This window comes from Pseudoalteromonas sp. P1-11 (assembly GCF_001399995.1).
GTDB lineage: Bacteria > Pseudomonadota > Gammaproteobacteria > Enterobacterales > Alteromonadaceae > Pseudoalteromonas > Pseudoalteromonas atlantica.
Genome location: NZ_LJSP01000004.1, coordinates 90678 through 103473, shown reverse-complemented (window position 1 = coordinate 103473; position 12796 = coordinate 90678). Strand labels below are relative to the sequence as shown.

At 40.9% G+C, this 12796-nt stretch carries 13 protein-coding genes; 5 read left to right on the top strand and 8 right to left on the bottom strand.

Annotation, left to right across the window (positions count from 1 at the left end; genetic code table 11):
• Window positions 1-172: 172 nt before the first annotated feature.
• From AN390_RS08650 to AN390_RS08630, 5 genes are all read right to left on the bottom strand, one after another.
• Window positions 173-622 carry a DUF3592 domain-containing protein gene (locus tag AN390_RS08650; protein WP_055253918.1) on the bottom strand — a complete coding sequence of 150 codons (450 nt, stop codon included), beginning with the start codon at window positions 620-622 and terminating at the stop codon, window positions 173-175.
• Window positions 623-712: 90 nt separating this feature from the next.
• Window positions 713-1120 (bottom strand): thiol-disulfide oxidoreductase DCC family protein, encoded by a 408-nt coding sequence (locus AN390_RS08645; protein ID WP_055253916.1) that lies wholly within the window; start codon window positions 1118-1120, stop codon window positions 713-715.
• Between the two features lie 18 nt (window positions 1121-1138).
• On the bottom strand, window positions 1139-1666 hold the full coding sequence (locus AN390_RS08640; protein ID WP_055253914.1) for a response regulator transcription factor: 528 nt from the start codon (window positions 1664-1666) through the stop codon (window positions 1139-1141).
• Complete coding sequence (locus tag AN390_RS08635; RefSeq protein ID WP_173644033.1) at window positions 1663-2904, bottom strand: ATP-binding protein; 1242 nt, start codon at window positions 2902-2904, stop codon at window positions 1663-1665. Before AN390_RS08635 ends, AN390_RS08640 begins: the two co-directional genes overlap by 4 nt.
• A 44-nt stretch (window positions 2905-2948) precedes the next feature.
• Window positions 2949-3353 carry a DUF4440 domain-containing protein gene (locus tag AN390_RS08630; protein WP_004588774.1) on the bottom strand — a complete coding sequence of 135 codons (405 nt, stop codon included), beginning with the start codon at window positions 3351-3353 and terminating at the stop codon, window positions 2949-2951.
• Between the two features lie 368 nt (window positions 3354-3721).
• On the opposite strand from AN390_RS08630, the gene AN390_RS08625 reads away from it, so the two are divergent.
• Complete coding sequence (locus AN390_RS08625; protein ID WP_055253910.1) at window positions 3722-4801, top strand: ketoacyl-ACP synthase III; 1080 nt, start codon at window positions 3722-3724, stop codon at window positions 4799-4801.
• 82 nt (window positions 4802-4883) lie between these two features.
• The gene (locus tag AN390_RS08620; RefSeq protein WP_004588776.1) at window positions 4884-5270 is read left to right on the top strand and encodes a VOC family protein; all 387 of its coding nucleotides are present in this window, start codon (window positions 4884-4886) and stop codon (window positions 5268-5270) included.
• A 17-nt stretch (window positions 5271-5287) separates the two neighbouring features.
• Here AN390_RS08620 and AN390_RS08615 read toward each other — a convergent pair whose 3' ends face one another.
• Complete coding sequence (locus AN390_RS08615; protein WP_055253908.1) at window positions 5288-6649, bottom strand: M17 family metallopeptidase; 1362 nt, start codon at window positions 6647-6649, stop codon at window positions 5288-5290.
• 82 nt (window positions 6650-6731) lie between these two features.
• Window positions 6732-7154, bottom strand: coding sequence for a hypothetical protein (locus AN390_RS08610; RefSeq protein ID WP_024031949.1), 423 nt, complete (start codon window positions 7152-7154; stop codon window positions 6732-6734).
• Window positions 7155-7258: 104 nt separating this feature from the next.
• Here AN390_RS08610 and AN390_RS19630 point away from each other — a divergent pair, with 104 nt between their 5' ends.
• From AN390_RS19630 to AN390_RS08600, 3 genes are all read left to right on the top strand, one after another.
• Window positions 7259-7426, top strand: a complete 168-nt coding sequence (locus AN390_RS19630; RefSeq protein ID WP_095206744.1) for an oxidoreductase-like domain-containing protein — start codon at window positions 7259-7261, stop codon at window positions 7424-7426.
• Between the two features lie 325 nt (window positions 7427-7751).
• Entirely contained in the window at window positions 7752-10331 is a 2580-nt protein-coding gene (locus AN390_RS08605; RefSeq protein WP_004588780.1) for a TonB-dependent siderophore receptor, read from the top strand.
• An 86-nt stretch (window positions 10332-10417) separates the two neighbouring features.
• Complete coding sequence (locus tag AN390_RS08600; RefSeq protein ID WP_055253906.1) at window positions 10418-11845, top strand: sulfotransferase; 1428 nt, start codon at window positions 10418-10420, stop codon at window positions 11843-11845.
• A gap of 10 nt (window positions 11846-11855) precedes the next feature.
• Here the strand turns inward: AN390_RS08600 and AN390_RS08595 are convergent, their stop codons facing one another.
• Window positions 11856-12758: an alpha/beta fold hydrolase gene (locus tag AN390_RS08595; RefSeq protein ID WP_054981806.1), complete on the bottom strand. Its 903-nt coding sequence runs from the start codon at window positions 12756-12758 to the stop codon at window positions 11856-11858.
• Window positions 12759-12796 lie beyond the last annotated feature (38 nt).

The window sequence follows — 12796 nt, the reverse complement described above, 5'->3', positions numbered from 1 at the left end:
TTTCCGGGAGGATTGCTCTATAACGCATCCGTACACTCTAAACTGCGAGGCCAAAAAACCTCATAACCTATTGATTTGTATTAGTTAACACCTCAATATTAGCAGCAACCAAAGGCAATAAGAAAAACCTAACCCAATTAGTTTTCTGCTTCTGCTAAGAGCCTTTTTAAAATCAGTTTTTTAATAACGTTCTTAAATTCACAGCTGAGAAAAATACCATAGCTATACACACAAACAACAAAAGATAAATACCGTAGCCTACACCAACTATTAGGTAGGATTTACTAGGCTCCTGAGGATTATAATAAACATTAACTTTATCCCTCGTTTGATATTTTTTAAGTTGTAAATCTCGCTCCGCTCTATCAAGCATAGAGTTGACGTTTGATACTCGATTTCCAACAAATAGCTTTTCATCAAGCATATAAGAGTATTCAACCTCTATAATATAGCGCTCTTGGTTATGTTGTATACGTAGTCCATTACTAGAAATAACAGTACCCTCAACCATAGGCCAACTTTTCGTAGTCAGACCTTCTGAAACAACGGTTACTAAATATGCACTCCAAGCGAGTGAACTTAAAAGCATTACAACAAAAAAGACTCTACTTTTATTAAACATATCAGCACCTAATTTTTTGGGACTACACAATATATTTGTTTATGAAGACAATGATTCAATACGATAGTAAATTTATTTACCTGCGATCAATTATAAATAATGTTTTGCGTCCTCTGGGTTGGGTACTCTGCAATACTGATATTTGCCAAATAAGGTATAGCGGTTTAAAGCAATTTTATCGTACAGCCAATTATTAAATGTATTGGGTAAAACACTAAATACAGTGGCTAGTTTGTAGGGGTAACCTAGCTGCTTAACCACTTCAAAAAAAGCATGACTTTGCGTGTACGCTTTGCCGTTTTGTAGGTAAACCATTGAGGCGTATTGTGTGGTTGAAAAACCAAAATGAGTTAATAGCAGTGCACCTTTTGGGGATTGCACGCTGCACAGTTTAAAAATGCTAATTATAAAATTACACCACGCACTACATAATTTGCACTGTGCATCGAATAATATAATTTTTTGATTACGCATTAATGTAGCCGCATCATCACTCATTTTATACCCCTTAAGCGGTTACTGCTGAACCGGCTTTTTTTGTAACTTACGCTGCAATGTGCGCCTATGCATATTGAGTTGCCGCGCAGTGGCCGACACATTACCGTTATTACTATGTAGCACTTGCTGAATATGCTCCCACTCTAAACGCTCTGGTGACATAACTGGTGTGGCAACATCACTAGCATTTTGTGTATTTAAATCTGCGTTTAGGGCCTTTAATAGCGTGGCCATATCAACGGGTTTAGTAAGGTAGTCGTTAGCGCCTAAACGCATGGCCTCTACTGCGGTGGCTATGCTTGCAAACCCTGTTAATAATACAATATACGCCTGCGGTAATAAGCTGCGAAGTGGCTTAATTAAGCCAAGGCCGTTATCGTCACCTAGTTTCATATCGAGCAAAATAAAATCTGGTAAGTGTTTATGTGCACTGAGTAATGCATCACTTTGGTTATGCGCAACTTCACAACTAAAGCCTTGTTTTGTTAAACGCCGAGCAAGTGTACTGGCTAGGTTTATATCGTCTTCAATTATAAGTAATTTCATGAAAGTGGTTGCTCATTATTTGCTATGGCTAATTTTACTTTAGCCACTGCCCCGCCACCAGCGTGATTATACAAAGTTAACGAGCCGTTTAGTCGCTCAAACGTCACATTAGAAAGTAAAACCGCAAGCCCCATACCTTGGCTGCTAGGCATAAGTTGCCCGCCAAGCTCTGCTAATTGTGGTTGGCTAAAACCGCTACCAAAATCACGAATTAGCAAATATATACTTTCACTGTGTTGATTATCTTGCTGCCAGCTTAGCTCTAACTGGGTTTGGTTATTTTTTTGATTAGCAATGCATGCATTTTGTAGCAAATTGAGAATAGCAGGCAATAGCATTGCATCACTTTTTAAGATGACTGCTATTGGCTCACTTAACCAATTAATGTGCTGATCAGGGTATTGCAGTAATAATGTATCGGTGATCTGCTTTTGTAGCTGGTTTACTGTAATGTGCTCGGTGGTATTTTTATTACGAAGCTGAGCAGAGAGCTTTCTAAAGTCATTTAATTGCCTAGCACATTGCTTGAGCGGTGTTTGCATTTGCACAACGACAGGGTTATTTGGCTGCTCTTCTAAAAGCTCTTCAAATAATAATTGTAAGTTAGCGATAGGACTGGCTAGTTGATGGGTTATTTGCGCAGCAGCGCCATCTAGGGTTACCAGTTGCTCGTTACGCAATTGCTGCTCGCGAGCTTTAGCTATTGTGCGCTCTCGCTCCTTTAATGCCCGGCTCATAGCACCAATAACCAAAGCGATAACGCTTGCACTTAAAACAAAGTTAACCCACATGCCTATAAAGTGCCCACTCATATTCATTTGATGCATACTGTGATCGGGCATCCTAATGAGTAAAAAGCTATAAGCGGCAATTGCCAGTACGGCGATATAAGCCAAGCCTTTTTCACGAAGAGTGACCGCTGCAATCATGATAGGTAACAATAATAGCGATACAAACGCATTGGTTGCGCCGCCACTTAATGAGAGCAAAATAGTTAAAAACAGGACGTCCGCAGTGAGCTGCATTAACATCCCTATAGGGCGCGCTTGGCTAACATTTCGATAAGCGAATACGCTTACTAATTGAAATATCGCCTCTATAGCTATTACCACTAATAAAGGGAGTAACGCTATTTGGTGTTCTAATAAAAAATACACGCTTAGTACAGCAATTAACTGCACAGCAATAGCACCACTTCGCAGCATTAAAAGGCGGCTAATGGTCGGGTCGGTTTGCATAAACAAGGTGTGATGTACCTATAAAATTTAATACGTTAAAAAAGTTAATCTTCATCCATTGATATAGTAAACAGCGCGCACGGGGTCCCTTGATGAAACACCATTTTCCATTGTTCATTACTTTTACGCCAAAGCGACATACGTAAGGAGTAATTAAACTCACTTCGGGCTGAGCGCCTATAAGCCGCTTGGTAACTAATTTGCGCGACATCATCGCTAAGCATTCGCCCTTTAAAGTGCTGATTATAAAACTGCGGAACAACCTCGGTAGGTAAACGTGTGAGTACGTGCTGCTTATCAAATACGGTGCCATTAGCTGCAATTTCAATAAATTCATCATCAAGTAAGGCATTTAATGCATGGCTTGATTGACGAACATCAGGGTCGAGCAACTGTCGTTCGGCCTCTATCAAGTGATTAAACAACGACACTTTTATTTTATTGCTCATGGGCTTCCTTATTATGTATGCAATTGCCACGTGTTTGTGTGTTTATACGTTAAACGGGCAGTAATTAACAATATCGGCTTACTTTAATTCACTCAAGCTAACAGCTTGAACGCAGTGCCATAAATGCGAGCCACTTACGTTTAAGTGAAGCTGCAAAATCATGCACTTTTCAATTATATGCTGTTTAACACATCGCTACGTATAGTTTTAATACTTGCTTACTCTTTAAACAAGCTTTACGTCAAATTGCCCACAATTACTATTATTTACGAGACAAAACAGGTTAATAACTTCTCTTAAAGGGCAATTTTTGATATAACTCACCCATTAGCAATACACGTCAGACCACCTTTTTAAGAGAACACACTATGGCCTACGCACATATTACTGGTTGGGGTAAATGTATTCCACCAGCAAGCATTAGCAACGATGAAATTAGCGAAATAGTTGATACCAACGATGAGTGGATCACCACACGTACTGGTATTAAATCTCGTAGGGTTAGCCATGTTAGCACCGCAGAACTTGCAACCGTTGCCGCAAAGCATGCCATCGATTGTGCAGGGATTGACGCAAAAGATATCGATTTAGTTATTTTAGCAACGTGTACCCCTTCTACTGTGGTGGCCAATACCGCCTCTTTAGTACAAAAAAACATTGGTGCGACCGGCGCTGCAGCTATGGATACCAATGCAGCGTGTTCTGGTTTTTTATATGCCCTTCAGGCAGCTACCGCTCAAATTCAGGCGGGTATGATTAAAAAAGCCGTGGTTATTGCTGCAGAGCGCATGACCTGGTATGTAAACTGGGCACGCCGTGACAGCGCTGTATTATTTGGTGATGGCGCAGGCGCAGTAGTACTAGAAGCCGCAGATACACCCGCAGGCCTACTTGGTACTAAAACCGGTTGCGACAGTGAAGACAGAGATATTTTGCATATCACCAACTTTGGTAGTGATTTAAATAAATATGAGCCAATTGGCTCATCAGACTTACTGTTTGAAGGCCGGGAAATTTTCAAACGTGCCGTTAAAGGTATGAGCGAAGCGTGTGATGATGTATTAACGCAAGCCAACCTAAGCCTTGATGACATAAACGTATTAGTGCCACATCAAGCTAATCTACGTATTATTCAAGCAATTCAGCATCGTTTAAAAGTGCCGGATGAAAAAGTAATGGTAAACATTGCTGACTACGGTAATACCTCAGCCGCAACGATTGCTATTGCGTTATGTGAAGCCGTAGAGCAAGGCTTAATTAAGCCGCATTCAAATATTATGTCGGCAGCGTTTGGCGCAGGTTTAACGTGGGCAGCAAGCTATATAAAATGGGGCGAGCGTGTTACGCCGATTAAAGTAAGTGATGCAACTTTGCCACCGTGTGAGCTAACAGGCCTTGAGCTTGTAGCCCCCGCAGTTAAAGCCTGCAAAGACGCTGAGCCTAGCTAAACGTTTTTAAGCACATAAAAATTAAACGCACTTTTTAGTGCGTTTTTGTTTTTTAGAAGAACAAACTCATGGAGCTAACTACATGGAACTATTAGGCATTCATCATGCTGCTATTATTTGCAGTGACTACGCCCGCTCTAAGCACTTTTATAGTAACGTACTTAAACTTAAAGTTATTAACGAGCATTTTAGGGCCGCGCGTAATTCGTATAAATTAGATTTAGCGATGCCTGATGGCAGCCAAATAGAGTTATTTTCGTTTGATGGAGCACCTGCAAGACCAAGCTACCCAGAAGCGCAAGGCTTAAGGCATTTAGCATTTAAAGTTAAAAACGTTGCCCAAGCAAAGCAGTATTTAGAGTCACAAAATATAACAGTGGAAGAGATAAGAGTGGATGAAATAACCGGCAAAAAATTCACCTTTTTTGCCGATCCAGATAACTTACCGCTTGAGTTATACGAGGTATAGCCCTCGTATAACAAGGTTTATTTAAAGCGGCTTTGCAAGTAATTAAATACCGCACGAATACCTAACGCTTCGCCGCCGGTTGGGCGCCCAGGTAAAGCACGTAAATTCCACGCCATTACATCAAAATGTACCCAGGGTGTGGTTGGCTCTACAAACTCTTTTAAATAAAGCGCCGCGGTAATTGCACCACCAAATGGTGTGCTGGCACAGTTTGCCATATCGGCTACATCGCTCTTTAAAAAGCTTTTGTACTGATCAAATAAAGGCAATTGCCATACAGGGTCGCTTACATCCATACCGGCATCAATAATACCATTTGCTACATCGCGCTCTGTTGAGAAAAAGCCCGGTAACTCAGTACCTAAAGCAACACGACAAGCACCGGTAAGGGTCGCAAAGTCAATAATTAGCTCAGGGTTATCGTTTTGTGCCTCGCTAAGCGCATCACACAATACTAAACGCCCTTCAGCATCGGTATTGTCAATTTCTACCATAATGCCTTTACGCGTTTTAATTACATCACCTGGGCGAAATGCATTTCGCGATACCGCGTTTTCAACCGCAGGCACTAAAACACGCAGTCTAATTGGTAAATTAGCCGCCATAATTAGCTGTGCTAAAGCAATAACATGCGCGGCCCCGCCCATGTCTTTTTTCATGTTACGCATGCCAGAGCTTGGTTTTAAATCAAGCCCGCCAGAGTCAAAACATACCCCTTTACCGACTAAGGTAATAAGTGGTGCGTTTTGATCGCCCCATTTTAAATCAAGTAATCGAGGTTTGTTTTCGCTGGCGCGCCCGACCATGTGTATTGTTGGGTAATTTTGCTCAAGTAGCTCATCGCCAATCCACTGGGTAAATTCACCGTTGTAATTATTGGCTAAATCTTCCATTACTTGCGATAAATGCTGCGGCATCATATCTACCGCAGGTGTGTTTACTAAATCACGCGCTAAATAAATGGCATCGGCTTGTTGCTTAATACGCTGATACAGCGCTTCATCGGCAATGGCTAATTGTGCTTTGGCAGTTGGTTTTTCTTTATATTCACTAAATTCATAGCCGCCTAACACAAAACCAAGCGCGACTTGCTCTATAAAGGCATCATCGCCTTGAATTTGATACGTACCCAGGGGTAATTTATTGGCAAGCTCGCCTGCGGCCCAAAAATCATCTTGGTTTTGTAATAAACAATAAACGTGGCTTAGCTCACCGGTTTGCGCGTCAGGCACAAGCGCTAAACCTTGCTTTTCAAAGCCGCTATTTGTTAACCATGTTTGGATAAAAGCCGGTTGTTGTGATTGCCAGTCAGTTAACTCGTTTTTAAGAATAAAAGATAAAGGAATACCAGAAGAAGTATGACGAAGTAATGCACTCATTGAAAAGCTCATATAATAAAAAATGGTAGCTCAAAGCATACCAATAAGACCGGCTAAAAGGTATAGCTAATTTTAGCCAGATTTATTCTTTATTTGGCGCTTTAGTGTGTTGTTTTAAATCCTCTTTAACTATTTCGGCGTCTAGCTCTTTAACTGGTTTATTAATGTTAAACGAGCTAGGCAATACATCTACACCTACCATTCTGCCTAGCTTTACAACCAATGGAATAGTAATAGGGGCAAATGGCAGTACGGCAAATACACCTAAGCCAAGCCCTTTTAAAATATCTACAAACTGCTCATTAGCACGCTTTAACTCTTCTTTGCTGGTTTGCCCTTGCGTGTAACGCCTATAAATGGTGAGCATTTCTATGGTTTCTTGCCTTTCTTGCGCAAGAGCAATTTTTAGCGCCACCATTGCACGACGAAAGCGAAGCTGTTGGCGCTTTTTACTAATTTTAACTACCCGCCAAGGCGCACGGTGAATAACTTTATATAATCGCATACCCTTTATTTTCACACATAAAGGGTTTTACACAAGAATAATTTACTTAATACGCCCTATACTTTACTCTTTTGCACCATAACAGTGCTTACAAGCTCATTTTTATGCAAAACAAACAAATAATAGTACTCCCCAAACCCCAAAAACCACAGCCTGATGAATGCTGCGGCGGAGGTAGCTGTAGCCCTTGTGTGTGGGACGAATACAGACAAAAATATCGTGACTGGCAAACGCAAAACACACCACCTGCCTCACCAAAAGAAACAAATTGATAACATCCACCCACCCACTTCGCGCATTAAATCTTCGAAAAAGCGTTAAAATCGCACTTTATTAGTTCAAATTAGTTACATACTGCACCATTGTTGCAAATATATTTTATTTTGAACTTTTTGTTATTAAAGAGTTAATTATTAATTGCCCTGAAAGTTTTTTATGTATAGGCTGTACATAGGACTTCACATGAGGTGGGCTTTTAGCTTTAAGAAGTCGAGTAGGTTGACTCTTTATCCCCATGTGAATACGTCCAAAATTATAAATAAGTAATGTTAATTACTGCATTACGTACAAAATATATTCTAACTGGGGAAAATTAGAATGAAACTTAAAAGCAATGCGCTAAATCAAGCAATTAAATTTGCATTAGCAACAACAACCACCGCAGGTTTGTTTATTTCAGGTTCTGCTGTTGCAGCAGAAGAAAGTGAAACTAAAGTTAATAAAAACGTTGAAAAAATTGCCGTAGTGGGTACTCGCTCAGCGCCGCGCTCTATTGGTGATTCACCGGTTCCTATTGATATTATTGGCGGTGAAGAGCTAGAAAAGTCTGGTAACACAGACATGCTAGAGCTACTTAAAGGCTCTGTTCCTTCTTTTAATGTTCACCAAAACCCAATCAGTGATGCTGCATCACTAGTACGCCCAGCTAATTTACGTGGCTTACCTTCAGACAGCACATTAATCCTTTTAAACGGTAAACGCCGTCACCGTGCTTCTGTTATTGCATTTTTAGGTGGTGGTATTAACGATGGTGCACAAGGCGCTGATATTTCAGTTATTCCTAGCATTGCACTTAAGCAAGTAGAAGTACTACGTGATGGCGCAGCAGCACAATACGGCTCAGATGCAATCGCAGGTGTAATGAACTTCCAACTTAAAGATGCCTCTGAAGGCGGTAAATTTGAAGTACGCCATGGTCAATACTACGAAGGCGACGGTGATACCACACAGATATCGGGTAACGTAGGCCTACCATTTACAGACAACGGTTTTGCTAACTTAAGTTTTCAATATAAAACAGCAGATGCAACAAGTCGCTCAGAGCAACGCCCTGATGCAGCTGCACTTTCTGCTGCAGGTGTACCAGAAGTGTCTTCGCTTGCGCAAGTTTGGGGTGCCCCAGAGGTTGATGACGACATTTCAATTTTTGGTAACTTTGGTTTAGAACTAACAAACGACTCAGAATTTTATATGTTTGGTAACTACTCTGAGCGTGATGTACGTGGTGGTTTTTACTACCGTAACCCGCACACTCGCCCAGGTGTATACTCAAACGATGGCGGTGAAACACTACTTGTTGCCGATTTAACAGAAGACATGAGCGGTAACTGTCCAACTATAGCAATTGATGACAACGTACTAGATAACCCAGACTACATTAGCGGTGTTGCTAATAACCCTGATTGTTTTGCATTTAACGAAACCATTCCTGGCGGTTTTACACCTAACTTTGGTGGCAACATTACCGATACCTCTTTAACTATTGGTACAAAGGGTATGTTTACGGGTGGTTTCCTTAAAGATGCATTTTACGATTTAAGTGGTACGGTGGGTTTAAACGAATCTCGCTACTTTATTTACGACACGGTTAATGCGTCGTTAGGTGCAGACAGCCCACGTGATTTTAGCCCAGGTAAATATGAGCAACTAGAGAAAAACTTTAACTTTGACCTTTCTAAAGGCTTTGATTTTGACCTAGCGTACGATGTAAATATTGCCGGTGGTTTAGAATGGCACGAAGAAACATTTACTGTAATTTCGGGTGATGAAGCATCATTCACTGCAGGTCCTTTAACTGAGCAAGGTTTTGGTATTGGCTCTAATGGTTTCCCTGGTTTCAAACCTTCTGATGCAGGCGAATATACACGCCGTAACTACGCAGCTTATGTAGATATCGAAGCACCATTTACAGAAGAATTCTTAATGGGCCTTGCGGTACGTTTTGAAGATTACGACAGCTTTGGTACAACAACAAACTACAAAGTAATGGCGCAGTACCACGTAACTGAAGATCTAAATATTCGTGGCTCAGTAAGCACAGGTTTCCGTGCCCCTACTGTTGGCCAAGCTAACGTAAGTAACGTACAAACCAACTTAAGTGATGGTGTATTACAAGATTCAGCACTTTTACCACCAACAAACCCAATTGCAGTGCAATTAGGTGGTACAGAGCTTGAGCCAGAAGAATCGCAAAGTTACACACTAGGTGCGGTTTACACTATTGGGGATTTATTTGTAACACTTGATTACTACAACATTGAAGTTGATGACCGTATCAGCCAATCTGAAAAAATTGTACTTAGCCAAGATGATAAAGACACGTTAGAAGCAGCAGGCGTACCAAATGCGCAAAGCTATGCACAAGTAAGCTTTTTCACAAATGACTTTGATACAACAACGCAAGGTATTGACTTAGTAGCAAACTACACAGCTGACATGTTAGGCGGAAGCTCTACATTTAGCCTTGCTTACAACTGGAATGAAACTGAGGTAACTAAGTTCAGCGACATTACCGGTGAGTTTAAAGTTAAGCGTTTAGAAGAAGATTTACCTAACCACCGTGCAACGCTTACTTGGGCACAGCAGTGGGAATCTTTTTCAATGTTTACCCGTGCTAATTACTACGGCGAATACCAAGGTGTTCACGTAGATTACGATGCAACAGCAAAAACAGCTGACGCAGCCGTGACCATTGACGCTGAAATAACGTACTTCTTAAATGAGTCTATTAGCTTCTCGGTAGGTGCACAAAACATCTTTGACCAAGACGCTGAAAAACTTGATTTTGAAGACCGTACGGGTATCCCTAACAATAACTGGGGTGGCCAATACTACGAAACGTCTCCATACGGTATTAACGGTGGCTTCTACTACGCGAAAGCAACCTATACTTTCTAATATTTTTTCATGATAAACCAAGGCGAAATGTTAAGACATTTCGCCTTTTTTATTTTATATTAATTAAAAAACAATAATGCCTCATCATGCTAATTAAAAAAGCCAATCAATTACTACAAGAAAATAAACTCAAAGAAGCCGAGTTTCATTTTAAAGCAATTTTAAATAGTAACCCGCAAAGCGGCGAAGCATTATTTGGTTTAGGCAGGATAGCACTTAGGTTAGAGCGCTTTGATGCAGCGGTATACTTATTACAAAAAGCATGCGAACGTTTACCCCATATGCTTGAGCCACTGCACGCCCTTGCCGATGCATTTAACGGTGTTAATTCCCCTAATGATGCGATTAAAGTACTCGAATATGCTAAAAGCCTCGCAAGCCATAGCCCAGAGCCTCATTATTATTTAGCTCAGCATTATTTAAGCTACGGCGAATTAGACAAAGCACACACCACATTTGCGCATGCGCTAAGCATGGGGCTTTACCCCGTAACTGCCTATATTTTATTTGAACTAGTACAATTAGGCCGTTTCAATAAAGAACATAATTATGTGAGCAACCTGCACCACTTTTTAACGCAAACGAATAACGTGCGTTTAAAAATGGTGTGTTACTACGCGTTAGGTAAAAGCTACGACAAACTAGAAGATACAGAGCAAGCATTTAACTATTATGTGCTTGCCAACAAACTTCAAAAAAAGCTTACTCACTTTAAAACCAGTGACTTAGTGCCTTTCTATGAGGCAATTATAACGCATAATACACAACAGCTAATTGCATCTGCCGATCACACTTTTACCGGCACTATTACGCCCGTGTTTATTATTGGTATGCCCCGCAGCGGCTCAACCTTACTTGAGCAAATGATGGCCTGCCACTCACAGTTTGCCACATTAGGTGAAAACACCAGTATCGCTAACCAAGTGGTGGCATTTATAGAGCAGCAAACGCAAACCCCTTACCCGCAATGCTTAAGCGCACTTAGTAACGATTTAATCGCAAAAGCTCGCAATATTTATATTGAAGAGTTAAAAAAAGCACAGCCTATACGCCCTTTCATTATTAATAAGCTACCGAGTAACTATCAGTCTATTGGCTTAATTTACTTGCTGTTCCCTAATGCTAAATTTATTAATTTAAGTAGGGATTTTAACGCCACTGCTTTTTCGGTGTTCAGTAACTACTTTGCCGAAAATGAGCCGTACTTTTGTGATTTAAAAGAATTCAAACTTTACCATGCGTTGTATGCAAAATTAATGGATCATTGGCGCAGCCTGCCCTCATTACCGCTATACGATATTCATTATGAGCAAATAGTTGCCGAGCCTGAGTCGCAGCTAAGTGCTTTATTTTCGTTTTTAGGATGTGAGTATGAACCGCAGTGCTTAGCATTTTATAAGCGTAAGGCTGCTGTTAGCACATTAAGCAAACAAGCCATTAGGCAGCCAATTAATACACAGGCACTCGCGCATTGGGAGCGCTATAAAACACCGCTTTTAAAACAGTTTGAATGAGCCTAATTGCCTAACTGTGCTCGTTAAACCAGCTTACAACATCTTTAAATTGCTCATCCCGTGCCTGAGGGTGAGTAAGCATATTAATATGATCGTAATCCACACTATGACCATGGCGCTTGCCATAAATTTTAAGGGTTTGTTTTCCAGGTCCGGACTCTGCCATAAACTTTTTAATATCAATAGGCTGCGCAAGAGCCTTATCGTTTACAGCGCCAATATGTAGTGTAGGAGGCACCTGCACTTTAGCTAATGCTTTTGCATAGTCAAAACCATCATCGCTATCTATCCATGGCCTTTTTTTAGCCCACTGCATGCTCTGATAATGCGACTTTTGCGATTCGTTATCGCTGCCCCACTTATAGCCTTTTGCGTTTAAGTACCCCTGTTTTTTAGCCAATATGGGCGCCATAAAGTACCAAATTACATTTGCTTGTAGTAACTTTTTAGGGTGATTGTTAAACAAAGATCGTTTAGAGCCAAAATAAGCACACGCTTTAACCTCTTTTAAATACTCAGGAAAACGTGCAAAAACGCTATTCATTAAAACGCCCCCCCAAGAGTGAGCAACCCAATAGTCTGGCTTTTTACCCTCGAATTGTTCAATGTAATTAATAAAGGCGGGGATATCTTCTACTATTGCCTCTGTTTGACCATATTTAGCCTGCGGCGAAATAAGCGGCTTGCTCTCTCCACGTCCGCGCAGGTCTGCTACATAACAGCAGTAGCCTTGCTCAGCCAAATAAGGGGCTAGCCCTTTATTGCTATGAGTATAAAAAATTTTGCCATTTTCTACTGCGCCGTGCATAAAAAACACCACGGGGCCCGCTTGCTTGTCGTTTGCTATACGGCGTAAATGCAGCGTTTGCTGATTGCCTAGTTGAACAAAATGTGAGTGCTGTGTAATTGCCACAAATTTTCCTTTATTATTTTTAGCCACTCATCCTACCA

Coding starts and splice junctions, on each gene's coding strand:
- AN390_RS08620 (WP_004588776.1), top strand. CDS start 4,884: ATGGAACTATTAGGCATTCATCATGCTGCTATTATTTGCAGTGACTAC.
- AN390_RS08630 (WP_004588774.1), bottom strand. CDS start 3,353: ATGAGCAATAAAATAAAAGTGTCGTTGTTTAATCACTTGATAGAGGCC.
- AN390_RS08615 (WP_055253908.1), bottom strand. CDS start 6,649: ATGAGTGCATTACTTCGTCATACTTCTTCTGGTATTCCTTTATCTTTT.
- AN390_RS08650 (WP_055253918.1), bottom strand. CDS start 622: ATGTTTAATAAAAGTAGAGTCTTTTTTGTTGTAATGCTTTTAAGTTCA.
- AN390_RS19630 (WP_095206744.1), top strand. CDS start 7,259: ATGCAAAACAAACAAATAATAGTACTCCCCAAACCCCAAAAACCACAG.
- AN390_RS08635 (WP_173644033.1), bottom strand. CDS start 2,904: ATGCAAACCGACCCGACCATTAGCCGCCTTTTAATGCTGCGAAGTGGT.
- AN390_RS08600 (WP_055253906.1), top strand. CDS start 10,418: ATGCTAATTAAAAAAGCCAATCAATTACTACAAGAAAATAAACTCAAA.
- AN390_RS08640 (WP_055253914.1), bottom strand. CDS start 1,666: ATGAAATTACTTATAATTGAAGACGATATAAACCTAGCCAGTACACTT.
- AN390_RS08605 (WP_004588780.1), top strand. CDS start 7,752: ATGAAACTTAAAAGCAATGCGCTAAATCAAGCAATTAAATTTGCATTA.
- AN390_RS08610 (WP_024031949.1), bottom strand. CDS start 7,154: ATGCGATTATATAAAGTTATTCACCGTGCGCCTTGGCGGGTAGTTAAA.
- AN390_RS08625 (WP_055253910.1), top strand. CDS start 3,722: ATGGCCTACGCACATATTACTGGTTGGGGTAAATGTATTCCACCAGCA.
- AN390_RS08645 (WP_055253916.1), bottom strand. CDS start 1,120: ATGAGTGATGATGCGGCTACATTAATGCGTAATCAAAAAATTATATTA.